At 34.8% G+C, this 25,679-nt stretch carries 23 protein-coding genes; 17 read left to right on the top strand and 6 right to left on the bottom strand.

All coding sequences use genetic code 11. The features are described from left to right. Positions 1-379: 379 nt before the first annotated feature. Positions 380-898: a 5' nucleotidase, NT5C type gene (locus AC07XU_RS04855; RefSeq protein WP_494942492.1), complete on the bottom strand. Its 519-nt coding sequence runs from the start codon at positions 896-898 to the stop codon at positions 380-382. A 148-nt stretch (positions 899-1,046) separates the two neighbouring features. Between AC07XU_RS04855 and AC07XU_RS04850 the strand changes: the two genes are divergently transcribed. The 7 genes from AC07XU_RS04850 (at position 1,047) to AC07XU_RS04820 (ending at position 7,060) form a co-directional block, all read left to right on the top strand. After that, positions 1,047-1,625, top strand: a complete 579-nt coding sequence (locus AC07XU_RS04850; protein WP_494942491.1) for a 30S ribosomal protein S16 — start codon at positions 1,047-1,049, stop codon at positions 1,623-1,625. Between the two features lie 90 nt (positions 1,626-1,715). Next, a complete protein-coding gene (rimM, locus tag AC07XU_RS04845) occupies positions 1,716-2,243 on the top strand; it encodes a ribosome maturation factor RimM (RefSeq protein WP_494942490.1) in 528 nt (175 codons plus the stop codon). Positions 2,244-2,280: 37 nt separating this feature from the next. Next, positions 2,281-2,931 (top strand): hypothetical protein, encoded by a 651-nt coding sequence (locus AC07XU_RS04840; protein WP_494942489.1) that lies wholly within the window; start codon positions 2,281-2,283, stop codon positions 2,929-2,931. A gap of 349 nt (positions 2,932-3,280) precedes the next feature. Further along, entirely contained in the window at positions 3,281-3,955 is a 675-nt protein-coding gene (gene trmD / locus AC07XU_RS04835) for a tRNA (guanosine(37)-N1)-methyltransferase TrmD (RefSeq protein ID WP_494942488.1), read from the top strand. 245 nt (positions 3,956-4,200) lie between these two features. After that, complete coding sequence (gene rplS, locus AC07XU_RS04830) at positions 4,201-4,548, top strand: 50S ribosomal protein L19 (RefSeq protein ID WP_131551598.1); 348 nt, start codon at positions 4,201-4,203, stop codon at positions 4,546-4,548. A gap of 145 nt (positions 4,549-4,693) precedes the next feature. Next, positions 4,694-5,920 (top strand): Glu/Leu/Phe/Val dehydrogenase dimerization domain-containing protein, encoded by a 1,227-nt coding sequence (locus AC07XU_RS04825; protein ID WP_494942487.1) that lies wholly within the window; start codon positions 4,694-4,696, stop codon positions 5,918-5,920. Positions 5,921-5,923: 3 nt separating this feature from the next. Then, the gene (locus AC07XU_RS04820; protein ID WP_494942486.1) at positions 5,924-7,060 is read left to right on the top strand and encodes a mechanosensitive ion channel family protein; all 1,137 of its coding nucleotides are present in this window, start codon (positions 5,924-5,926) and stop codon (positions 7,058-7,060) included. Positions 7,061-7,496: 436 nt separating this feature from the next. Here AC07XU_RS04820 and AC07XU_RS04815 read toward each other — a convergent pair whose 3' ends face one another. The 3 genes from AC07XU_RS04815 to AC07XU_RS04805 all read right to left on the bottom strand — a co-directional run bounded on the left by AC07XU_RS04815 (position 7,497) and on the right by AC07XU_RS04805 (position 10,965). Further along, a complete protein-coding gene (locus AC07XU_RS04815) occupies positions 7,497-8,156 on the bottom strand; it encodes a phosphatidylserine decarboxylase family protein (protein ID WP_494942485.1) in 660 nt (219 codons plus the stop codon). A gap of 105 nt (positions 8,157-8,261) precedes the next feature. Further along, positions 8,262-8,798 carry a hypoxanthine phosphoribosyltransferase gene (hpt, locus tag AC07XU_RS04810; RefSeq protein WP_494942484.1) on the bottom strand — a complete coding sequence of 179 codons (537 nt, stop codon included), beginning with the start codon at positions 8,796-8,798 and terminating at the stop codon, positions 8,262-8,264. Positions 8,799-8,808: 10 nt separating this feature from the next. After that, a complete protein-coding gene (locus AC07XU_RS04805; protein ID WP_494942483.1) occupies positions 8,809-10,965 on the bottom strand; it encodes a biosynthetic peptidoglycan transglycosylase in 2,157 nt (718 codons plus the stop codon). Between the two features lie 250 nt (positions 10,966-11,215). On the opposite strand from AC07XU_RS04805, the gene AC07XU_RS04800 reads away from it, so the two are divergent. The 3 genes from AC07XU_RS04800 to AC07XU_RS04790 are packed head-to-tail and all read left to right on the top strand — an operon-like array spanning position 11,216 to position 13,265. Next, positions 11,216-12,289 (top strand): Mrp/NBP35 family ATP-binding protein, encoded by a 1,074-nt coding sequence (locus AC07XU_RS04800; RefSeq protein WP_494942482.1) that lies wholly within the window; start codon positions 11,216-11,218, stop codon positions 12,287-12,289. A gap of 34 nt (positions 12,290-12,323) precedes the next feature. After that, complete coding sequence (locus AC07XU_RS04795) at positions 12,324-12,569, top strand: NifU family protein (protein ID WP_494942481.1); 246 nt, start codon at positions 12,324-12,326, stop codon at positions 12,567-12,569. 54 nt (positions 12,570-12,623) lie between these two features. Continuing rightward, entirely contained in the window at positions 12,624-13,265 is a 642-nt protein-coding gene (locus AC07XU_RS04790; protein WP_494942480.1) for a peptidase associated/transthyretin-like domain-containing protein, read from the top strand. Positions 13,266-13,313: 48 nt separating this feature from the next. Here the strand turns inward: AC07XU_RS04790 and def are convergent, their stop codons facing one another. Both def and AC07XU_RS04780 read right to left on the bottom strand, forming a co-directional pair. Next, on the bottom strand, positions 13,314-13,871 hold the full coding sequence (def, locus tag AC07XU_RS04785; RefSeq protein ID WP_494942479.1) for a peptide deformylase: 558 nt from the start codon (positions 13,869-13,871) through the stop codon (positions 13,314-13,316). A 275-nt stretch (positions 13,872-14,146) separates the two neighbouring features. Continuing rightward, positions 14,147-15,379, bottom strand: coding sequence for a M16 family metallopeptidase (locus tag AC07XU_RS04780; RefSeq protein WP_494942478.1), 1,233 nt, complete (start codon positions 15,377-15,379; stop codon positions 14,147-14,149). Positions 15,380-15,628: 249 nt separating this feature from the next. Between AC07XU_RS04780 and htpG the strand changes: the two genes are divergently transcribed. The 7 genes from htpG to AC07XU_RS04745 all read left to right on the top strand — a co-directional run bounded on the left by htpG (position 15,629) and on the right by AC07XU_RS04745 (position 25,673). After that, on the top strand, positions 15,629-17,515 hold the full coding sequence (gene htpG / locus AC07XU_RS04775; protein WP_494942477.1) for a molecular chaperone HtpG: 1,887 nt from the start codon (positions 15,629-15,631) through the stop codon (positions 17,513-17,515). Positions 17,516-17,666: 151 nt separating this feature from the next. After that, positions 17,667-18,884 (top strand): metallophosphoesterase, encoded by a 1,218-nt coding sequence (locus AC07XU_RS04770; protein ID WP_494942476.1) that lies wholly within the window; start codon positions 17,667-17,669, stop codon positions 18,882-18,884. A gap of 570 nt (positions 18,885-19,454) precedes the next feature. Beyond that, entirely contained in the window at positions 19,455-22,238 is a 2,784-nt protein-coding gene (locus tag AC07XU_RS04765) for an outer membrane beta-barrel protein (RefSeq protein ID WP_494942475.1), read from the top strand. 119 nt (positions 22,239-22,357) lie between these two features. After that, the gene (locus tag AC07XU_RS04760; RefSeq protein WP_494942474.1) at positions 22,358-23,053 is read left to right on the top strand and encodes a DUF4397 domain-containing protein; all 696 of its coding nucleotides are present in this window, start codon (positions 22,358-22,360) and stop codon (positions 23,051-23,053) included. Between the two features lie 98 nt (positions 23,054-23,151). Next, a complete protein-coding gene (locus tag AC07XU_RS04755; RefSeq protein WP_494942473.1) occupies positions 23,152-23,721 on the top strand; it encodes an RNA polymerase sigma factor in 570 nt (189 codons plus the stop codon). Then, positions 23,708-25,039, top strand: a complete 1,332-nt coding sequence (locus tag AC07XU_RS04750; RefSeq protein ID WP_494942472.1) for a porin family protein — start codon at positions 23,708-23,710, stop codon at positions 25,037-25,039. The genes AC07XU_RS04755 and AC07XU_RS04750 overlap by 14 nt, the downstream gene beginning before the upstream one ends. A gap of 52 nt (positions 25,040-25,091) precedes the next feature. Continuing rightward, positions 25,092-25,673, top strand: coding sequence for a TlpA family protein disulfide reductase (locus AC07XU_RS04745; protein WP_494942471.1), 582 nt, complete (start codon positions 25,092-25,094; stop codon positions 25,671-25,673). Positions 25,674-25,679 lie beyond the last annotated feature (6 nt).

The raw sequence follows: 25,679 nt of genomic DNA, 5'->3' as shown, positions 1-25,679 counted from the left end.
CTTTTGTTTTCTTTTAAGCTTTGACAACTTTAATAACACAGCGGAAAGAAAGTTGTCAAAGCTGAAAACAAAAGATTGAGGCAGTAAGCCTGTCCAACATTGGTAAGTCTTTTTTATGAAATTTGCTGGGCGCTAAATAAATAGTGGCATAGAATATTGTTAGCTAAGCGGGATTGAAGCGCAAATACTTTTGTTTTCTTTTAAGCTTTGACAACTTTAATAACACAGCGGAAAGAAAGTTGTCAAAGCTGAAAACAAAAGATTGGAGCAAAAAGCCCGACTAACATTAATTGAAAAACTGTTTTTGCCTTTCTAAAAGCAAAACCAAAACCTATCAAAGCATTACGATGCCCAGTCAAGCTGAGCATGACGAAACTACCTACATCAATTTATCCAAAACTTCTTGCCAATTGTTTACGCGTTCGTAATCGGTAAGCAATAAATTATGTGGCGAGGTAAAAAGTAAGGTTCTGCCTTTAAAATCGATAAAGTTTTTAGCTCTATCATCTATCATGATATCGGTATTAACAATTTTTTCTCCGCAAAACATGATATTTTTCCAACTGATAAATGGAAAATGCTCAGCCAACCAATGGTACTTATCTTCTAAAGAATTAGGGAACTCCATGGCGGCAGAAACAATATACACTTCATATTTTTCTTGCAGTTTTTTAACCGCTTCAACGCTTCCTTCAATTAATTCTAAATCTCTAAAAAAGCCTTTCTCGTTAATGTAATCGAACCATTTATTGTTAATGTGTTCGGGAATGTGTTGGTAAATTTCGTTCCCCGGATCAATTTGCAAATCCAGAGGCACATCGTAATCGCGGTTATAAAGTTGTATAAATTTTTTTATAGGATCGGCTAGGACTTCGTCCATATCTATTGCTATCTTCATAATTGTAAATATCCTTAATTAAGATTAAAGTTGTGTTGTTTGAATATAAAATAATGTAGTTTGTTAGTTATTAGTATTTTACTTACTTTTGCATCCCCGCAAGCACGAAGCTCCGGGAACTATGTTGAATACATAAACTTAAAAGAAAATGGCAACTAAAATCAGATTGCAAAGATTCGGTAAAAAAGGGAAACCTTTTTTCCACGTGGTAGTAGCAGATTCTCGCTCACCAAGAGATGGTAAATTTATTGAGCGTTTAGGTTCTTATAACCCAAACACCAATCCTGCAACTATCGAAATTAACTTCGAAAAAACTTTAGACTGGGTAAACAAAGGCGCACAACCAACTGATACGGCTCGTGCTATTCTTTCTTACAAAGGTGTATTGTACAAAAAACACTTACAAGGTGGTGTTAAAAAGGGCGCTTTAACTGAAGAACAAGCAGATGCTAAATTTGCACAGTGGTTAGAAGCTAAAGGTGGCCAAATTGAAGGTAAAAAAGAAAGCTTAAACTCTACAAAAGAAACAGCTAGAAAAGCTGCTTTAGCTGCAGAAGCTAAGAAAAACAGTGACCGTGCTGCTGCAATTGCTGCAAAAAATGCACCGGTAGCTGAAGAAGTTGTTGAAGAAGAAGTAGTAGCTGAAGAGGCTCCTGCAACTGAAGAAGTAGCTGCTGAAACTCCAGCTGCTGAAGCAACTGAAGAAGAGAAAAAAGAAGAAGCATAATCATAGATTTGTTTTAACTTGTAATAGCGTTCCGATTTTCGGGACGCTATTTTTTTAACCCCACCCCAAACCCCTAAAGGGGCTTTTGTTATGATTAAGGAAGAAGCGTTTTATATTGGCTATTTTACAAAAACTAAAGGTTTAAAAGGCGAAATACAATTGTATTTTGAGTTTGATGCTTACGAAGATTTAGAATTGGATATTGTTTTTGCTGATTTAAATGGCAAAATGGTTCCATTTTTCGTGTCGAGTTTTAAGCTTTATCCTAACAATACTGGTTTGTTTTATTTTGATGATTTAGATCATATTGATAAAGCCCAAGCTTTGGTTAAAAAGAAGGTTTACATGCCTTTAGATAAAATGCCCGAACGCGATGAAGATGATTTTACTTACGATGATTTAAAAGGCTTTACCGTAACTGATGAAACCCAAGGCGAGTTAGGTGAAATTATTGAGGTGAATGAATATCCACAGCATTTTGTGGCCACTGTTTTATATAAGAATAAAGAAATTTTATTTCCTCTAAATGAAGATATGATTGTGGAGATTGATGAGGATGAAAAAACTTTATTGGTAGATTTACCAGAGGGATTGCTTGACCTTTACCTAAATTCGTAAAAATGAAACAATCGTTTTGTTATTTCGTTGAGTATAAATGAAGCGCTTAATTTTATTTTCATTTTTGATTGTTTTTATTGCCAGCTGTACCAGCGATAAAAAGGCCGATAAGACTGTAGACACAACTGTAACCACAACAGATACCGTTAAAACAGAGTTGCCAAAAGATGATGGGGATGGTTTATCTCAACAAGATTCTATAAAAGCCACTGCAAGACAAGTATTAACTTTTTTAAAACAGAATAACTACGCAGAACTGATTAAATATTTTTCTGCCGACGGTGTTAGGTTCGTTCCTTACGGATTTATAGATACCGCAAATTCAAAAAGACTTACTCCAGAAGATTTTTTAGAGTCTGTTAATAAAAAATGGACTTTAACTTGGGGTAACTATGATGGTACTGGAGATCCTATTAAACTTACTGTACCAGCTTATCTTAAAAAGTTTGCCTACAATGCTGATTATATAGCGGCCGAAGCGGTTGGTTATGATCAAATTATTAAACAAGGCAATTCGCTGAATAATCTGAAAAAGATTTATCCAAATCATCATTTTATCGAATATCATTTTAGTGGTTTCGACCAAAAGATGGATGGAATGGATTGGACAAGCCTGCGTTTAGTGTTTGAAAAAGTTGATGGGCAATATTTTTTGGTAGCCGTAATCCACGATCAGTGGACGGTTTAAGCATCTTTGTCATTCCGAGGGACAGCTTGTCCCGATTTTCGTGAAGCAATCTCTAGGATAAATCATTGTATTAATTTTTATGATTTTTTTGCGTTTCGGGAATACTTAGTGACAAAGTTCCTATAATTTGGTATGGGCGAAATTATGCGTAAAGTTTTTAATTTCTAAAAATTAACCGCCTCGGTTCGTGTCTTCACGAACCGAGGCGAAAAAATGGCCAAAGTATTTAACATTGCTGTTGAAGTAATTTTTGAATTAGAAGGAGACGATTAGTGAATCGCGGTTTAAATTCAGCGAACAGAAACTTATCGCCCTGCGCCAAACGCTAAACTATTCTTACCTTTGCACCATGCGTTTCGATATCATATCCGTTTTACCAGATTTATTAACCAGTCCTTTTGCTCACTCTATTTTACAGCGAGCGCAAAAAAAAGGAGTTGCAGAAATTGTAGTTCATAATTTAAGAGATTATGCAACAAATAAGCAAAAAAGTGTTGATGACTATCCTTATGGTGGCGGTAGCGGAATGATCATGTCTATAGAGCCATTTGCCCTTTGTATAGAAAAATTAAAAAGCGAACGTGATTATGATGAGGTAATTTTTATGAGCCCAGATGGCGAAACGTTAAATCAAACCATCGCAAATCAATTGTCTACTTTAAAAAATGTTATCATTTTATGTGGGCATTACAAAGGCATAGACCAACGCATACGCGATATTTTTGTAACACGTGAGATTTCTATTGGCGATTATGTGTTAAGCGGTGGAGAGTTGCCCGCTGCGGTTGTGGTTGATGCTGTGGTTCGATTGATACCGGGCGTATTAAATGATGAGACTTCTGCTTTGTCTGATAGTTTTCAAGGAGAACTGTTAGATGCGCCGAACTATACTCGGCCAGCAGATTGGCGTGGGCACAAAGTGCCAGATATTTTATTGAGTGGCCACCAAGCCAAAATTAATGAGTGGCGCCATGATGAGGCATTGAAACGTACGCAAGAGCGCAGACCAGATTTGCTTGAATAAATGGTGATTTGGTAAGTTGGGGATTTGGGAAGGTGTGCCGAACAACTTCCCAGCTTTAACATCTTACCAACTCACCACATCAAATACTCAACAACTTACCAACTCAACCCCTTCTTCGTTGTGGAAAAAACGCGATTTGTTAAAAAATAAAATAATTTTAAAATCTACTTTTTTTTGTAAAATAAAATCCCTAATATTGCAGTCCGATTTTAAACATAAAAAAATCGGCTTAATAGCTTAAAATCATGGATTTAGTAAAATTTGTAGAAGAGCAGGTAATCGCGAAAAATGAGTTTCCTTCTTTCAAATCAGGAGATACAATTAGTGTACACTATAAAATTCGCGAAGGTAATAAAGAACGTATTCAAATTTACCAAGGTGTAGTTATTCAACGTAATAGCGCAGGTGCAAACGAAACGTTTACTGTTCGTAAGATGAGTAATGGTGTTGGTGTAGAGCGTATCTTCCCAATCAATTCTCCAAATATCGATAAAGTAGAAGTTAACAGTCACGGTAAAGTGCGTAGAGCTAAATTGTTCTATTTACGTGAATTAACTGGTAAAGCTGCTCGTATCAAATCTTTAAGAAAATAGTATTCTTAATAAAGATATATAACCTTCACGATTAGTTTCGTGGGGGTTTTTTTGTTTCTATCTTTGCCCCACCAAATATTACTTGTTAAGAGATTACCCAAATATGCATTGTTAGGGTCTTTCTTGCTTTATAAAACTGAACATAATGAAAGATTTATTAAAAAAGTACGAAGAGAAGCAACCAGAGATTGTTTTTGAATGGAAAGACAAAGAATCTGAAGCTGAAGGTTGGGTTGTAATTAACTCATTACGTGGCGGTGCAGCTGGTGGCGGTACACGTATGCGTAAAGGATTAGACAAGCGTGAAGTAGAATCACTTGCTAAAACGATGGAGGTTAAATTCACAGTTTCGGGCCCACCAATTGGTGGCGCAAAATCTGGCATAAACTTCGATCCGGCAGATCCACGTAAAAAGGAAGTGTTAGAACGTTGGTATAAAGCAGTAATGCCTTTGTTAAAGAGTTATTACGGTACCGGTGGGGATTTAAATATTGACGAAATACATGAAGTTATCCCAATTACAGAAAGCTATGGCTTATGGCACCCGCAAGAAGGTGTAATTAGCGGACACTATCAAGCAAGAGAAAACGAGCGTATCCATCAAATTGGACAATTGCGTTATGGTGTTTCTAAAGTGTTAGAAGATTTGGACTATACGCCGGATATTAAAAGAAAATACAAAGTTGCCGATATGATTACCGGTTATGGAGTATCAGAATCTATAAGGCATTTTTATAATATTTGGGGTGGCGAACTTGCTGGTAAAAAGGCAATTATACAAGGTTGGGGCAATGTTGCAGCAGCAGCCGGATATTATTTAGCACAACATGGTGTAAAAATTGTTGGTATAATTGATCGTGTTGGTGGTTTGATTAATCCTGATGGATTTACCGAAAAAGAAATTAAAACACTTTTTAATAATAGAATAAATAATACGCTGGTAGCAGATAACTTAATCCCTTTTGCTGAGGCTAGCGAAAAAATTTGGAATGTTGGTGCTGAAATTTTTGTGCCTGCAGCGTCATCAAGGCTGGTACAACAAACAGAGGTAGATCAAATGATAAACGGAGGCTTAGAGGTTATCGCTTGCGGCGCAAACGTTCCTTTTGCAGATAAGGAAATATTTTTTGGCAGCATTATGGAGCATGCAGATAACCATGTTGCAGTAATTCCAGATTTTATTGCAAACTGCGGAATGGCAAGAGTTTTTGCTTATCTGATGCAGCGTAATGTTGAAATGAGCGATGACGCCATTTTTAGTGATGCTTCATCTGTAATTAAAGTTGCCCTGCAGTCCGTGTATCAAACATCAAACAAAAAGACAAATTTATCAAGCACAGCTTTTGAAATTGCATTAAAACAATTAGTATAAGCAATGAATAACGAATTTTTTGAACAGGTAATTTGGGGTAATTCGATAAGGCAATATATTATAATTGCTAGCATTCTTCTTATCGGACTACTTTTTAAAAGAATTATATCTCGAGGTTTAAGCAAGCTATTTTTTAGAGTTTTTAAAAAATTTGCAGACCAAGTTAATCCTGAAACTTTTATTTCGTTATTGATAAAACCCGTTGAATTTTTTCTCAGCGTATTTACGCTTTACATAGCTATAAAGCAATTAAGACACCCTTTAAACGTATCATTTTTTACTTATAAAAAAACAGTTGGTACAGCCAAGGTAAACGAAATCTTTACCATAGGTGAACTGGTAGATAAAGTTTTTCTATTCCTTATTTTACTCTCTATTTTTTGGATTGTATTAAGAATAATTGATTTTATAGCGCATGTTTTGCTGGTGCGTGCAGCTAGAACAAAAAACAGAGCCGATGATCAGTTAGTGCCTTTTATAAAAGAGTTATTAAAGTTTTTGATTTCTTTTATTGGCTTTTTTGTGTTGTTAGGTTATGTTTTTGAGGTAAATGCAGTGAGTTTAATTACCGGTTTAGGTATAGGTGGTATTGCCATTGCGATGGCAGCTAAAGAGAGTTTAGAAAACTTATTAGGTTCATTTTTAATATTTTTAGATAAGCCATTTACCGTAGGTGATGTTGTAAAGGTTGATGGTGTTGAAGGCACCATAGAGCGTGTAGGCTTTAGAAGTACCGTTTTAAGAAGTCCGGATAGAACTACCTACGTAATACCAAATAGAGCCATGATAGATGGTGTGCTTGAGAATTTAACACTAAGAAATGCTCGTAGGATTAAGTTTGATATTGGAATAACATATGAAACAAGCTCGGATGTGGTTAAACAGATTATCACAGAATTGGACACTTACCTTAAAAAGCACACGGGTACAACAGATAGTACCGTAGCTTTAGATTCGTTTGGTGATTTTGCCTTAAACATTCAGATTATTTATATGGTACCAATGCAAAATGATTTGTTAAAAATTAAGGAAGAGATCAACTTTAAAGCAATAGAAATTGTTCAGCAATATGGCTCTGAATTTGCTTACCCTACGCAAAGAACTGTTGGAGAAAGTGTAACTCATAAAGAAGAAAAATAATAGAATTTAAGATTTTAGCAAATCAAATACCTAAGCCCGATTAAATGTTAGTCGGGCTTTTTTGCTTTATCCCCGATGAAAAATCGGGGGATGCCGCAACAATCCCGTTTAGTCCACGTATTTTTATGCTGCTATGAGGGGTTGCAAACTGCCAAGAGCCACCAACTTTGTAATATAAACCCGATTGTAGTGTATGCCGATTCTTCATCGGCAGTAACAAAAAGCGGGACTTAAATTGCGAAGGAATGCTTGCGTTGTTTTTCGCAAAATAACAATATGAAATTTAGGTGTTGATATACAATCCTAATTTATAAAGCGTTATAAATCCGACTTAGGAGGAATAACTCAATAGCATATTCGAGATTCTTCGCTGCGCTCTGAATGATAAATCTTCTTATATGTTGCCGATTTGTGCTTACTTGATGTTTTTGCTAAACTAACTTAACTCTGCTAAAACAGTAATGCCGCCTTTTACAACTTGATCTAGTTGTAGGTTTACTTTTGTGCCAACAGGCAAGAAAATATCAACTCTCGAACCAAATTTAATAAAGCCGAATTGCTCTGCTTGTACAACTTGATCACCTTCTTTAACATACCAAACAATTCTGCGAGCTAAAGCTCCAGCAATTTGTCTGAATAAAACAGGAGTGCCACTTGCGTGCTCTACAACAGTAGTTGTACGCTCGTTTTCTGTGCTAGATTTTGGGTTCCAAGCAGCTAAATATTTGCCTGGGTGATATTTAAAAAACTTAACCACACCAGAAATTGGGTTACGATTTATGTGCACATTTACTGGCGACATAAATATAGAAACCTGTAGGCGTCTGTCTTTAAAATATTCGCCTTCTTCGGTTTCTTCAATTACAACAACTTTACCATCTGCTGGGCAAATTACCAAGTTATCGCCATTTGTAAATGTTCTTTTAGGGTTTCTAAAAAACTGTAAAACAATAAGGAATAAAGCTAATGATAGCACATAAACACTCCAACGTAACCAAGCTAAATCGGCAAATTTATAATCTATAAATGCGTTTAGTACCAGTATAAATAGTATGGTAAGTGCGATTGTGGTATATCCTTCTTTATGTATTGTCATTGTTTTTAGTTTTACTGCCGCAAAAATCGTAAAAATAAATTAGAATTCGATTAGTCATCGGATGATTATATGGATTAAGCTAATAATCATTTGATGACTATATTATTATACAGCTCGGTAAATATCTTTTAGATTTCTCCCTAAGCCATAGTAATCTAAGCCGTAACCAACAACAAATTCGTTGGGTATTTCAAAACCAACATAAGTTAATTCTTCTATTGGCTGTAAAAGCGCAGCAGGTTTAAAAAGCAGGCTACAAACCCTAACTGAAGCGGGTTTTTGTACGTTTACTTTTTCTAAAATATATTTAAGAGTTAGACCAGTATCAACTATATCTTCTACAATAATTACATCTCTTCCTTCTAAATCTTCTGGCAAACCGAAGGCTTCTTTGATTTGTCCGCTGCTCTCGGTGCCATGGTAAGAGGCTACTTTAATAAAACCAACTTCGCAGGCAATATCAATTTCTTTTAGCAAATCTGCCATAAACAAAAAGCTGCCGTTAAGCACGCCAATAAAAATAGGGCACTTTTCTTCGTAATCAACATTAAGCTGAATGCCAATTAATCGGGTTCTTTTGCTAATGGTTTCGTTCTCTAAAAATATCTCGAAACCTTTATTGTGTATTTCTATATTGTTCATTTAAGGAGTTTTAATCGCCACCACCTTCTCGCTCTCTTCTTCGCTCTTCTCTTCTTTCTTGTCTTAATTCTTTTTTTGTTTTGGCGCTATCGGGTTTTACGGGAGTTTTTATTACGGTGTCTTTTTTTGCTCCACCAAATAAACGATCAAACAAGCCTTTAGATTGATCTTGCATTCCGCCAGGAGGCATGGTTTCGTCATCATCCATATCTAAACTGTTGGTATCGATAACAACAGAATCTGGTAATAAATATTGGCGTAAACCTTCTCTTAATCTAACATTGTAATAGCCATAACCACTAGAATCTGATGGTGTTAAACCTCTACGTGCCATGGTATTGCCAATGTACCTAAACCATGGCAAAAGATAAGGCTTTAAACTACCATCACTCATAAATTTGAACATGGCAACTTTTGGTTTAGGAACAATGTTGGCTAAGAATAAACCTTCGCCAAGTGTTAAATCTGCTGGCATTTTGCCAAAATAATGACGGGCAGCCTCTCCAATGCCATAAACATTTGGGCCCATCTCTATAATGTTAAAATAAACCTCCAGCATACGCTGTTTGCTAATTAACTTGTTATTTTCGATAAGCCAAACAATTAAAATTTCTTCCGCTTTTCGTGCTAATGTTTTCTGGCGACTTAAGAACACGTTTTTTACCAATTGCATAGAAATGGTACTTCCTCCGCGTTTAAACTTTTTCTCTTTAAAATTAACGGCAATAGATTTTCTGATAGATTCTTCAACAAAACCATTGTGTCTAAAAAAAGAAGGATCTTCGGATGTTAGAAGTGCATTTTTGAAATTTGGAGAAATATTTTCTAGTCGCGTGAAGTTTGGGTTGGAAGGACCAATGGTGATATTTCTCATCGGCTTGCCGTACTCATAAGGCGTGTAAACAAAATCCGAATTTATTTTTTGCAAATCTGTTTTGCCCCATTTTACAATTTTAAAATCAGTTGGTGTAAGAGTAGATTCAAATTTAACGCTATCAGGTACGGAGGTATCTAAATGAAAATTTAAATTATATTTCAGTTTCCCCTGCACTTTTATGCCCTCTAAAGATTCGAAAAGCCCAACCGGAAAGGAATCGAAAATTGCTTGTGCATCCTGCTCCTCAGCATTAATTTTCATTTCGTAAATTTTGTTAGGAGATAAAGTATATTTTAAATATGGATGCACAGTAGCTTTATTTAAAAACACTGTTGAAGCACTATCTAACGCAATAAAATTCTCGCCAATTAACATAACAGCATCTACTTTTGCATCAGGTACAATAACATCGGCATTAGAAATTCTCTTTTGGTTTACCACCAAATTTTTGATAGACCAAGAGCCAGAAATTTTAAAATCATCACCGCTATAATCAGCATCTTCCATTTTAGTTCTAACCGTATCAAAACTAACTTTTGTGCTCAATTTGCGTTCTAAATACGGCAATTCTACTTTTTTGTTATTATCGGCATACAACATTACATCAAAGTTTTTACCTCCCGGATTTACCTCGCCATTAATATGCCAAGTTGCAGCGGTATCATTAACTATTATGGTTGATTTTAGATCGCCGCCATCTATTGTAGCGGTTTGGGTATAAAACTTTAGCGAGGCAGTATCATTATCGTTTAATTTTATTACAAAATCCTTAATCTGCATGTCATCAGGTACTTTGTAAAGCATTTCATTTAACAAATCATGTGCTAAATCGGCTAAGTTTACCTTACCTTTTGTAGTTGCGCTATCTTTCTTTTTTCTTTTAAGGATGAAATCTAAATTGGTAAGAGTGTCTTTTAAAACCACATTGAATGAGCCTTTATCGAGATTAATTTCTGATAGTTTTACATTGCCAAAAAGTAATGGGAAAAGCTTAACACCTACAGTAATATCATCAATTGTAGATAGCGTGTCTCTATCTTTAGGAACAACAGAAACATTTTGCATGTTTACGGAGCTTAAACCATTAAAGCCGAATGAACCTATTTTTACTTTTAATCCGTAATCTTTATCTGCCTTTGAGATGGCTTTAGCTACCATTTTTTTCAATAAAGCATCTCGTTTACTGTAAGCGTAAGTGCCAACAGACAGCAAAAGCACTAAAAAAACACCTAAAACCCAAGCGCCAATCTTTACATATTTTTTAGGGATTTTTATTTTCGGTAGCTGCATAAATCAAGTTAGAAATTATTGTTTAACAAACGCTTAGCGTAAATGTTTATTTCGTGTGAAAGTAGTAATTGTTTTTCATCTGTCACACGGAGTTCGATGAGGAATAAAAATAATGATAGGCCTCATCTCAGTTCGTGTGAAAGTAGTAATTGTTTTTCATCTGTCACAGTTTGTCTCGTTCGCGTTAAAATTACAACAAAAATAGGGATAGCAAATTTTTTGTGGCTATGTTTTGTTAATTTTGAAACATATGATTACTACAGAACAAGTTTTATCCGCTTTGCGTAATGTTGAAGACCCCGATTTGAAAAAAGATTTGGTAACACTTAACATGATAAAAGATGTTAAAATTGAAGATAATAATGTTGCCTTTACTTTAGAATTAACAACACCAGCATGCCCAATGAAGGAAATGCTTAAGAATGCTTGTACAAATGCGGTTAAACATTTTGTTGCTGCAGATGCTGAGGTAAACATCAATATCACTTCGAGAGTAACAAAGCCACTTGATACAACGCAATTAAAAGCCATTAAAAATATCATATTGGTTTCTTCGGGTAAAGGTGGCGTAGGTAAATCTACAGTGGCTAGTAATTTAGCAGTAACACTTGCTGCACAAGGGGCAAAAGTTGGCTTAATAGACGCTGATATTTACGGACCATCGGTGCCAATTATGTTTGGCTTAGTTGGTGCAAAACCTAGTGCAAGAGAAACTGAGGAAGGAAAAACTTTAATTTTGCCTATTGAAAAGTATGGCATTAAGTTATTGTCATTAGGCTTTTTTGCAGATCCAGATCAACCTGTGCCTTGGCGTGGGCCAATGGCTTCAAATGCCATCAAACAGTTATTTAATGATGCGGATTGGGGCGAGCTAGATTATCTTTTTGTAGATCTTCCTCCTGGAACTGGCGATATTCATATTACCATTACACAAAGTTTTCCAATTGCAGGGGCAGTAATTGTTACTACGCCACAACAAGTTGCTTTGGCTGATACAAGAAAAGGTTTGGCGATGTTTCAAATGTCAAGCATCAATATTCCGGTGTTAGGTGTAGTAGAAAACATGAGCTACTTTACCCCGGCAGAGCTGCCTGAAAATAAATATTATATTTTTGGAAAGGATGGCGGGAAGGAGTTGGCAGCCAAATATAATGTACCGTTTTTGGGAGAAATACCTTTGGTACAAAGCATTACAACTGCAGGAGATAGTGGAGAGCCAATCTCATTAGATAAAACAAGTGTGCTGGTTGAAGCGTTTAAGGATATAGCAGGTAAAATGGCACAACAAATTTCCATAAATAACGTACAGACAGCTAATTGCTAAAAAATTACTATTTTTATACTTTAAAAAATATAAGATGAGTTTAACGGAACAAGTGGAGCAGGCATTAGAAACAATTAGGCCTTATTTAATTGCTGACGGTGGAAATGTTGCGATAGAAGAAATAACACCAGATTATGTTGTAAAATTAAGGTTATTGGGTAACTGCAGCAGTTGTAAAATGAGTTTTATGACAATGAAAGCAGGCATTGAACAAGCCATAATGAAAGCTGTGCCCGAAGTTAAAGGCGTAGTTGCAGTAGATTTAGCGGAGCAAGTTTAAGTCTTTTAACACATTTTAACTAGCCACAATATCTATTAAAAGTATTTTTGTGTGATGAAATATTGTTTAACCATATTATTAATCTTTTTTGTTACAGGTGTTTTTGCGCAAAGCGAAGGCAAAAGCAACAAATTGGTGCAGCTTTCGGGTATAATTACCGATGCGGATAGTAATATTGTTGTGCCTTATGTAACCATCACTAATTTGAGTAATAAGAACCAAAAATACGCAGCAAACTATCAGGGGTATTATTCGTTTATAGCTAACCCTGGTGATACCATTGTTTACTCTGCTGTTGGCTTTACCAGTAAAACGTTGGTTTTACCTACAGAAATAGCTGAGCATAAATATACCGCAATGGTTAGGCTAAAATCAGAAATTGTGTATTTACAAACAGTGCGTGTGTACCCTTGGGCAACTGTTGAAGAATTTACTAAAGATTTTTTAACAATGAAAGTGGCCGATGATGACATGGCAATTGCCAAGAAAAACTTATCACCAAAAGCACTTAGAGGGGCAATGCTAACTGTACCAAGAGATGGGCAAGAAATTAGCAATAGCAATTACCGCTATAATTTTGATAGAATGATGAATGTAAACATGCGTCAAACTAATCCATTCTTAAACCCTTTTGCTTGGGGTAAATTAATACAAATGATTTCTAACGGCGATAAAAGCCGTGCTGAGGAAAGATAGGCACATTACGATCAATCGTAAATCGTATGTCTAAAACCTTAAATTATTTTATCTTTTCTTGCTTTGTCTAGGAAAACGCATTTTATAATCCGTTCTAACATTCCCTTTAGAAATGTTCTCTAATTTGCTTTTCAACAACTGTCTGCGTAATAAACTTAACTTGTCAGTAAATAGTTTGCCCTCTATGTGATCGTATTCGTGCTGAATTACACGTGCAGGAAAACCATCAACTTTTTCTTCATGTTTTACCCAATTTTCATCGTAATAGCTAATTAGAATGTTTGGTTTACGCATTACATCTTCACGCACCTCCGGTATACTCAAGCAACCTTCGTTAAAGGCCCAAGGCTCGCCTGTTTCTTCTAAAATTTGAGCGTTAATAAAAACCTTAACGTAAGCTTCTTCGTCCTCATCGCCCTTAGTATCAACAATAAATAAACGAATAGGCAAACCAACTTGCGGAGCAGCTAAACCCACACCACTGGCATGGTACATGGTATCAAACATGTTTTTGATCAGCTCTTGTAAATCAGGATAGCTTTCATCAATATCAACACAAACCTTCTTTAAAACTGGATCTCCGTAAGCTACTATTGGTAATTTCATCAGAATTTATTTCTTTTCAATTAGCAAAAGTACGAATTATTGGCTTAAAAGGAAACTAGAATTGGGTTAACAACATGCAAACGACAGCTTTTGTGATTAGTTTTGCTTATTTTGGTGAAAAACAGTGTAGGTAATTATTGGCTAAAACAGCCCTTCTTTTCGTTTCTCCCGAAGAAAAATCGGGATCCGCTTCAATAAGGTTTATATTACAAAGCCAGTGGTGCTTAGGCGTGAGCGCATATAAAATTTACCTGTAATTGTGGATGGTGGGCTTTTTAATCTCCAGTAGGATAAAAAGTTAATGAACTCAATTTGTCTTCATCTAAAATCTCATTGGCAATATTCGCCATATCACTTACCGTAACTGCTCTAATTTTATTAAAAACAGTTTCTAAATCATCAATTTTATTGTAATCTATTAAGCTTTTGGCCATCGAAATAATTAGGCCCATTCTATTTTCTTCGCCCAAAGCAATTTGCCCAATAAACTTATTTTTAGCTTTTTGAAGCTGAATTTCTGTTAATGGATTTGCCTTTATCTTTTTAAACTCTTTACTGATTAAACTAAATGCCTTATCCAATTTTTCTTGATCAGTGCCAAAATACAAAGCAAAAATACCCGTATCACTCAGCGGGCTATAATTTGATTCAATGGTATAAGCAATACCGTATTTTTCTCTAATTTGTAGATTTAAGATGGAACTCATTCCTGTGCCACCTAACATATTATTAAGTAATAATAAACCGGCTTTGTACGGATGGTGTAGCGAATAAGCTTGTGTGCCCATCATTACATGCGCTTGCGAAATTTGCTTATCAACAACCACGTTTTGGGCAATATTGGGCTTTGGCGCAATCCGTAGTTTGGGCGATAAATTAGCAGTTACGGGCTCAAAATGTTTGGCGCCAATATTTACAAATTTGTTTAAACTGTAGTTTCCAATTACGGCAACAACAATTTCATCGGTTTTGTAATTAGCGGCAATAAAATCTAAAATATCAGTTCTGGTTAAAGCATTTACCGTTTTTGGCGTGCCTAAAATATTTCTCCCAAAGGGATGTCCTGCAAACAGTTGATCTTCAAAATCATCGTTTATCGCTTCTTCGGGTTGATCTAAATAAGAGGTAATTTCATCCAAAATCACACTTTTCTCTTTCTCCATTTCATCTTCCGGGAAAACCGAATGGAAAACTATATCATTAAAAAGTTCTAATGTTCTATCTAAATAAGGGTTTAAAAAAGAAGCGTGAATGCAAGTGTATTCTTTGGTTGTATAAGCATTTAAATCGGCTCCAACACTTTCTAGCCTATTTAAAATCTGATTGGTATTTCGCTTTTCTGTGCGTTTAAAAATCAAGTGTTCAATAAAATGAGCCAAACCCATTTGCTGCTCTCCTTCATCGCGGCTACCGCTATTAATAATAATGCAAGCATGTGAAATAGGCGATGAAAAAGGCACATGTAAAAGTCTAATGCCATTGCTTAGGGTATGAACGTTATATTCCATTAGTTGGCAAAGGTAAGGATTTGTTTAAACTTTCGGCATACTCAGCTTCCTGAAGAAGTCGGGACTAGTCGAATGGGCATCGTTGCTTTAGTAGATTTGTAAAGATTAATTTTTATCGTATTAAGATCCCGTTTTCAAGGGAATGAGGTAACTACAAATAATCCCATCGACCCTGTCATTTTGACTTATAAAATCTTTTGGAACAAGCATTGATAACCTAAAGTATAATCAAAAAATTATACATTAATTATGACAACAGAAAAAGGAAGTATTTCCATACACACTGAAAACATTTTCCCAATCATCAAGAAATTCCTGTATTCGGATAATGAAATCTTTTTAAGGGAATTAGTTTCTAACGCAGTTGATGCGGTTCAAAAAATAAAACGTTTAGCAGCACTTGGTCAGTACAATGGTGAGCTTGGAGAACCATTGGTTGAGGTAAGTTTAGACACAGCAGCGAAAACCATTACCATTAGCGATAATGGATTAGGTATGACTGCCGAAGAAATTAAAAAATACATCAATCAGGTTGCTTTCTCTGGCGCTAGCGAGTTTGTAGAGAAGTTTAAAGATGCTAAAGATGCCAACGAAATCATCGGTAAATTTGGTTTAGGTTTCTACTCGGCTTTTATGGTTGCAGATTTAGTAGAAATTCAAACTTTATCTTATCAGGATGGCGCTGAGCCAGCAAAATGGACTTGTGATGGTTCTACGTCTTTCGAAATTAGCGAAGGTAGCAGAACTACTCGTGGTACAAGTATTATTTTACATGTTAACGCAGAATCTGAAGAGTTTTTAAGTGAAGGTAAACTGCAAGAAATTTTAGATAAATACGCTAAGTTTTTACCTGTTCCAATTAAATTTGGTACTAAAACTACCCAAGAAGAAGATGGTGTAGATGAGGAAGAAAAACCAAAATATAAATCAGTTGAGGTTGATAATATCGTTAACACAACTAATCCGATTTGGACCAAAGCGCCTGCAGATTTGTCAGATGCTGATTATTTAGATTTCTACAAACAACTGTATCCTTTCTCAGAAGATCCTTTGTTTTGGATTCACCTAAACGTTGATTATCCTTTTAACTTAACAGGAGTTTTATACTTCCCTAAAGTGAAAGATGATTTTGATATGCAACGCAACAAAATCAAATTGTTTAGTCGCCAAGTATTTATTACTGATGAAGTAAAAGACATCGTTCCAGAATTTTTGATGTTGTTACATGGTGTAATTGATTCACCAGATATTCCATTAAACGTATCTAGAAGTTTCTTGCAGGCTGATAGCAATGTTAAAAAAATCAATAGCTATATCACTAAAAAAGTAGCAGATAAATTAGCAGAGTTATTTAACAAAGACCGTAAAGCTTACGAAGAAAAATGGAGCAACATTGGCTTATTCGTTAAATATGGAATGATTAGCGAAGAGAAATTCTACGATAAAGGAAAAGATTTCGCATTACTAACCAATACCAAAGGTGAGAACTTCACTTTCGAAGAATATAAAGAAAAAGTAACTCCAGCACAAACCGATAAAAACGGGAACGTAGTTTATTTATATACCACAGATCCTGATAAGCAGGATGGTTTTATCCAATCTGCAGAGAAAAAAGGATATGATGTATTGGTAATGAATACACCAATTGACAATCACTTTGTGAGCAGCTTAGAGCAAAAATTAGAGAAAACACAATTAAAACGTGTTGATGCTAGTGTAACTAACCAATTGATTGAAAAAGATGAGGTTTTAGAATCTGTTTTAAGCGAAGATCAATCTACAAAAGTGAAAGAGATTTTCGAAAAAGCAATTACTAAACCAGGTTACACTGTAGAAGTTGTAGGCTTAAGTCCGGATGATGCTCCAGTAACTATTACCATGGATGAATTTATGCGACGCATGAAAGACATGGCTAAAATGGGTGGTGGTATGAGTTTTTATGGCAGCATGCCAGATAGTTACAAAGTGGCTATCAATGGCAATCACAAATTGGTGAGCAAAATTTTAGCTTCAGAAAGCGACGAAGATCAAAGCAAATTTGCAAAGCAAGCAGTTGATTTAGCTTTACTATCTCAAGGCATGTTAACAGGAGCAGAGTTAACTGCTTTTGTAAGCAGAAGTGTAGAATTGATATAGATCCCCTAAATCCTCCGATATAAAATCGGAGTAGGCTCCAAAAAGGGCTTGAGGAGGATATTTCTAACCACATAGATACATAGGAGATATAGTTTTTACAACAAGGGCTATATTTCTATGTGCCTATGTGGTTAATTATTTTTAAGACGAAATGAGAAGATTACCACTATTACCTATCGCCATTTTTTGCCTATTCTTTTTTTTAATGAATTGGTATATTTTGAGTGGCTTACAAGTAATTGCACCGCAAAATTATGTTGCAGCAATATTTTGGTTTATCAATGTCACTGGTGCATTTTCAGTTTTATATGCTTTGCAAGGCATACAGAGCAGAGGCATGGGCAATTTTTTTAAAATAGCTACCCATGCGTTTTTAACCTTGTTTGTTAGTGAATTAATTTTTGCCATCAACTTATTGCTGGCAGATGTTTTTAGGCTAATAGCTGGGTTTGTCAATCTCATCTTTAAAGGCAGTTTCGCGGTTTCTGGCCGACATGCTTTTTTAATAGAACTTGGTGTAGTCTTGTTTTTCGTTTCTATATTTTTATTTATTTATGGCATTTTAAAAGGAAAGTATGCTTACAGGGTAATTAAACATACTTTAGCGTTTAAAGATTTGCCAAAAGCGTTTGATGGTTTCACCATTACCCAAATTTCTGATGTACATGCAGGTAGTTTTACCAACCCAAAAGCAGTGCAAAAAGGTATAGATTTAATCAATAAACAAGAGTCTGATTTGTTCGTTTTTACTGGCGATTTGGTGAATAACAAAGCAGAAGAAATTAAACCTTATATCGGTCATTTCTCTCAAATCAAAGCGAAATATGGTCAGTTTTCTATTTTAGGAAATCATGATTATGGCGATTATGTAAAGTGGGAAAATGATTTGGTGAAAAGGGGAAACCTACAACAGCTTAAAAAATATCATGCAGAGTTAGGCTTTAAGTTATTGCTCGATGAACATGTTGAACTCCACAAAAATGGCGAAAAAATTATTTTGGCTGGAGTAGAAAACTGGGGTGTAGGCTTTGGTGAAAGAGGCGATTTGCAAAAGGCATTACTCGGCACCCAAATTAACGATTTCAAAATCCTGCTATCTCATGACCCTTCACATTGGGAGGCTCAGGTAAAAAATAATTCTTCGCATATTCATTTAACATTGGCCGGCCACACTCATGGTATGCAGTTCGGTATAGAGCTTTTTGGTATTAAATGGAGCCCTGTTAAACTACGTTATAAACATTGGGCAGGAATTAAACGGATCAATGAAAAAGTATTAAACGTAAATCGAGGTTTCGGTTTTATTGGCTTTTCTGGCAGGATAGGGATTTGGCCAGAAATTACAGTTATAGAGTTGAGGAGAGGATAGTTTTTTGGGCTTTGAACTACTTTTGCCTCATTGCCAGCTTGACTGGCAATCGTAATGCTGTTGTAGGTTGAAGAGATTTTTCAGTAAAACAATGTTAGCAATTCTTGGCTAATTAAGCCCTGCTTTTCGCTCCTGCCGATGAAAAATCGGCATCCACTTCAATCAGGTTTATATTACAAAGTTGCTGGTTCTTTGGGCAGTTTACAACCCCTCATAGCAGCATAAAACTGCATTTATTAAACCTGTCCGGCAGGCAGGCGGGATAGAAATGAAAATACTTTTGTCAATGCTGAGCTTGTCGAAGTAAAAAAGATTGCCTGCCTGCGTTAGTTAAGTAACGTATAGCCCGACGAACAATAATCATCCTTTTGATATTTGCTTTTCAAGAAAATTCATAATCTATATGGAAAATCCTTCAATATCCAATCATACTTAAAGTTTTAGTTAAATTTTGTAAAAAACATAAATAGCTGAAAACTAAAAATTAAGTTTGTAAAAGATAATCCCTATATCTTGAAAAATCGCTACTCATATTTGCTTGTCTTTTTGTTTTTGTGCAACTCATTTACTGTGCTCGCCCAAGGCAATAAAAGGGTAGTCGGCAAAGTAACCGATACCAGTAATGTTGCAATTAGCGATGTAAATATTAAACTTATTGCTGGCAAAGATACCTTACAGGCTAGTACAAATGCTGATGGCGAATTCAGCTTTACGAAAATCAAAGTAGAACAGTTCTTGTTAAAAGTAAGTATAACAGGATACATAGAATTTAGCAAAACATACACATTTGATAAAGAAAAGCAGCTAAACATAAATGATATTAGGCTAAGGTTTGCCGCTAATATGCTTAAAGAAGTGGTGATAAAAACCAAACCCAACCCCATACGGATCATGCAAGATACGGTTGAGTATAATGCAGCTGCTTACCAAGTTTTAGAAGGCGATAATGTGGCCGATTTAATGAAACAGTTTCCAGGTTTGGAAATTGACGATGAGTATAATGTTAAAACCATGGGCAAGGAAATGGTGAAGTTGCGTATAAACGGACAAGATTTTTTTACCAATAATGTAAAAGATTTTATTGGCAGGTTGCCAGCAGGTATTGTATCTAAAATACAAATTATTGATGATTTTGGCGATGAAGCAAATTTTACGGGAATAAAAGTTGGTGAGCCTGCTAAAATGCTAAACATTGTAACCAAACCGGGCATGAACAAAGGAAAGTTTGGCAACGCTGGTTTAAGCGGTGGTACAAATGATCAAGTTGGGAGCAACGCCAATATCAATTTTTGGAATGACAGCAAACAAAGCAGCGGAAATGTAAACTATGGCACATCAAATAATGGCGCAGGTAAAGCACAAAATGCGGCGGTAATGGTAAGTCATTCTCAAAAAATAGGTAAGGATTTAAGAATTGGCGGAAATTATGGATATATGGTTAATAATAATGCTTTTAGTAGTGAGCAAGCTATTGAAACTTTAAACCCTTTAGGTACTTTTTATAATAACATGTTGAGCAATGGTAATAGTAAAAGTAATAACCATAGCTTAAGTAGCAACATCAATTTTAACAACAAAAAGGTTTTTTTAAGCGGAAATATTAGTGCCGGTTATAGTGATAGAGGAAATATTAACTCCTCTTTTAGCAATCAAACGGGTATTATTAGGCAAGATTTAAGAAATATAAACGATACCAAAAGTACGGCACCAAGAGTAAACGCCAACTTTAACCTATCCAAGGTTCTAAAAAACAAAAGAAATAGTTTTTCTGCAAATTTTGGCTTTTCTTCATCTGCAAATAACGCCAACCAAAACATTATTACCAATACACTTTATTACAACAAAGCCACACAAGTAGTAGAGAAAGATTCGCTGCTTAACAGAAACTTACAAACCGAAAACAGTAATTATAATGTTAATGCTGGCTTTAATTACAGTTTGGGGCTTAAAAAACTTAAAGATACTTTAGCTCACCAAAGTTTTAACGTAAACTACAATATATCGGTTGGGCAAAGTGAAAGTAGAGTAGCAACCACCGTTTTTGATAATTTAAACAACACCCCTAGTTTTGTTGATTCTTTAAGTACACATTACTTGAGTACAACAATAAATCAATCGGCCGGTGTAAATTATAATTTTAGCAACAAAAAAATGAGATACAATTTGGGGTTAAATTTAAGGCCAACCTTGCTGCGCAATAATTACATCAATTTAAATCAAGTTATAGACAACAATACTTTTAACTACTCGCCAAATATTAATTTTAGCAGAACAATAAGTAAAGGAAAAACGATTGCTGTTAATTATAGCGGCAGTAATATTAATCCGTCGTTGTACCAACTTCAGCCAATTAGAAATGCACAAAATTTGCAAAATATTATTGTAGGTAACCCAAATTTAAAACCTGCATTTGCTCATAATATATCATCAAGCTATAATTATGTGAATACCAAAACTGGTATTTCTGTTCAATCTGGCTTAAGTTTTAGTGCTACCCAAAATGAAATTATCAATAACGTAATTTTGATACCGGATACTTTAAATAGTTTAAAGCAGGAAACCAGATTTGAGAATACGAATGGTAATTATAATTTAAGAAGTAATTACACCTTAAATATCCCTATTAAGAAGAATAAATATTCTATTTCTTATTCGGGATCTTTTGGCTTTTCTAACCGAGCTGTATTCATCAACAATGTTAAAGATTTTAATGAAGGAATAAATTTTACTCAGCAGATTAACACAACAATTGTGTTTAAAAAAATCACCATCAATAGCACAACCGCTTACACTTATAGCTCAAATAGCAATGCCTTTAACCAAAATTTAATTAGTGATGCTCAAATGCTCGGCTTAGGACAAATTACTGGAGTTAATTTCTTTAGTACCCATAATTACCGTGCTGATGTTAATGCTTCGATTAGGTTAAAAAACCTTAATGTTTCTAGTAATATCAATTACAATTATACAGCAAATAATGGCGATTTAGGCAATAATAATTTTGGTGATGTAGAAAGTGTAAATCTATCACTTTCTGCTCGTGCTACCGTCAAAAAAAGTTACCGAATTGGTGTAAACACATCTAAAAGGATAAATAATGGCTATGCTTTACAAAACACCGATCCATTTATAATTAATGCTAACCTGAGTAAAGGTTTCTTCAAAAATCAAGCTTTAAGTATTACGGTAAATGCAAATGATCTGCTTAATCAAGGTAATAATTTATCGCGTTATGTATCCGGTAACTCAATCATAGATAGTAGAATGAACCAAGTTACACGGGTTTTTACTTTTGGGTTAAGCTATAATTTATCAAAATTTGGCGGTAAAAACTTTTATGTAGATGCTGATTAATGAATTTTAAATCAAGCATTTAAAAATAAAGTTAAATTTTTGTAGCGTTTGCTAATGCTTTATCGTTCTCTATTAAACAAGTTAATGGCCGTTAACATTTTTTAATTTAAAATTTAATCATGAAAATTTCTTTAAAAACTAAAACTCTATTAACCGCTCTCGCAATTACCTTAGGTTTATCGTCTTGTATGAAAGATGATGTTGTAAATACTCCAATATCAATTTCTGGTTTAAGTTTGGTACAAGCATCACCAACAACTGAGAAACTTGATGTTTATATAGACAATACCAGAGCAAGTATAGATGATTTTGTTTTTGGCAACAAGATGGATTACTTAAGAGCATATTCTGGTGATAGAACAATTACAGTAACTAAAAAAGGTTTAACTACCAGATTAACTTCTGATGTTGTGAAATTAGTGCCAGATTCTGGCTATACAGTTTTTGTGGTTGATAAGTTTGATGCAATTGATCTTTTAACACTTAGAGATGATTTGGCAACACCAGCAGCAGGGAAAGCAAAAATTCGTTTTGTAAATTTAAGTCCGGATGGTGGGGCATTAAACCTAGCTGTTAATGGCGTTGCTACTGATTTGGTAGACAATAAAGCATTTAAAGAATTTAGCGTTTTTTTACCTGTTGATGCTGCAGAAGGCGTAACATTTAACATCAAAAACAAAGCAACAGGAGCTGTAGAAGCAACAATTTCTGGTGTTAAAATTGAAAATGGAAAAATCTATACAATTTATGCTAAAGGATTAAAGGCAAATGCTGATGAATTGAAATTTGGCGCAGCTATTTTTACACACAAATAGTAAAGCCGTAGCCATCGGCATAAGGTTGATGGCTATTTTTTAAAAATCTAAATTTTATAAATGATAAATGTTTATAGTCCTTAACGGTAGGAGATCAAATGCTCAAGTTTGAGGATGTAATTAGTGGATGCGCTAAAAATGACAATAAGAGTAAGGAAATGGTGTACAAATCATTTTACGGATACCTTATTGCCGTTATTTTACGATACACTAAAAACAAAACTGAGGCCGAAGAACTCGTTAATGATACGTTTATTAAAATCTTTAAATCCATTCATCAATTTATTCCGCCAAAAGAAATCACTACGATTGAGAGATCGTTTAAAGCTTGGAGCGCTAAAATAGCATCTCGAACTGCAATAGATTTTTTAAGAACCCGACGTAGTTTTTTATCAATTGATGATGTTGATGAACAAAATAAACCCATTACACACATCAACGTAATTACCGATTTAAATGTTAAAGACATTTTAAAATTATTAGATGGTTTGCCCGAACTACACCGGCTCATCTTTAACCTTTATGAAATTGAAGGTTTTTCTCATCAAGAAATTAGCAAACTCATACAAATACCAGAAAGCTCAAGTAGGGTTTATTTGGTAAGAGCCAAACAAAAACTAAGAGAATTGTATGCTAAAACACTAATTAGTAATTATGAAACCAACTGAACATAAAACGCCACTCGAAAAAGAGCTCATCGCTCATATTAGAGAAAGCCTTGTTGAGCATGAGGAATCATATCAATTAGGAGCTTGGGAGAGATTTAATGCGCCAGTAAAAAAGCGCAGACCATTTTTGCTGCCTTTTTTACAAGGTGCTGCCGCAATTTTAATTATTGGGCTAATCACATTTTTTACCGTTAACAAAAAACCTAAGGCATTAGATACAGCAAAAACAAACATAAAAACTGAGCAACCAAAGGCCGAGCAAAATCCTCAAGAAAATATAATAAAGATTGAGCAGAAACCATTTGTTGGCAATAAAGCTAATGAATACGAAGGCGAGGTAATTGCAGATGAATCTTTAGATGGTGAAGATTTGAATGTTTCATCCAAAAGCACATCAATAACAAATACACAAAACCAAACTATTTTAAGTGTTAATGAAACGGCTGTGGCTACTAATTTGCCCTTACAAAATCCAACTACCATAACAAACAAAACTGAGATTGTTGAGGTACAAAATCCTGTTGAAAAAAAGGCGGAAAATGTAATCTCTAAACCAAGCGAAGAGACGATAGTTGTTGCTAAAGTTGAAGATCCCAAACCAAACATAATTGATTTTTTAGCTAACGAAACTAAAAATGGTAACACGAAAAAAGCGGATGAAAAAGAGAATAAAAATAAGGATCGTTTTACCGTTGGTTTAGTTGTAGCTCCATCTTTTGGCAATGTTAAACGCTTAAATATGGGTTATGGCGTAAGTTTTGATTATAAACTATCTGATAAATTTGCCTTAAATTCTGGCTTTGCTTACAATCAAATGGCTGCATCAAAAGGTGTAGTAAATATTACACAATCTAATGTGGCAAGCGTTTCGGCTATCGCTAAAAGTAGCAGTACAAAAAGTTTAGAATCTGTAGAGGAAAGAGTAACGGGAATTGATATCCCATTGGAAATTAAGTACAACTTGAGCAAAAGTTTATATGCGAACTTTGGTGTATCAGCGTTTGCTGTAATTAATCAAAAACGCGACAATACTTTTTTAGAAGCAAAAATTGTGCAACCACAATCTGCAGGATTATCTAGTGCCAATTCGTTTAGTAGCGTATTGGTAACACAACGAGTAACAGAAAATCAAGAGGTAACCGAAGCTCAAAATTATTCCTATCTAGGATTTTATAACCTTTCTTTCGGTTATAGAAAGAAAATCTCTAAAAAGAACTCTTTTGCCGTTGAGCCATTTTTAAAACTACCAATGCGGGAAGTGAAAACTGAAAATTTAAGACTTATAGGTACTGGCGTAAAGTTAAAGTTTGACTTTTAAACTAAATTTCTGATGTTCGATTGGTTATCTTTGTAAAAGGAGATTAATTTGGATGAAAAGAGATTGGAAAAAACATATTGGAACTTTCGTATTTGCGGCTTTTTTGTTGGTTATTTTATTTGTGCCGGCAGCAAAAGCAAAGCTGATTGAAGGTTTAATGGAGATTGGTCTATTTAAGCCTAATGTAAGCGAAAAAAATAAGCCAGTTAACTCAGATTTATCAGCCATTAAATTTAAAGATGCTAAAGGTAATGTGCTAAGCCTTGCAGATTTAAAAGGTAAAATTATTTTCCTAAATTTTTGGGCAACCTGGTGTCCGCCGTGCCTAGCAGAAATGCCATCTATAAATAAGTTTTATGAGCAATATAAAAACGATGCAGAAGTTGTTTTTTTAATGATTGATGCTGATAGTGATTTTCAAAAAGCTCAAAACTATTTAAATCGAAAAAATTATAAGTTTAAGGTATATACTTTTGCGAGCGATGTTCCAAAAGATATATTTTCTGGTTCATTGCCTACAACAGTTGTTTTCGATAAAAAAGGCAGAATTGCAATGAACGGTGTGGGTGCAGCAAATTATGCAAGCAAAGAATTTTTAACATTTATACAAAAACTCAAAAATTTAAAAGAGTAATAAATA

The organism is Pedobacter sp. GW456-11-11-14-TSB4 (genome assembly GCF_059424425.1).
Note: the sequence above shows the minus strand (reverse complement) of the source record. Positions and strands in the feature narration are given on the sequence as shown.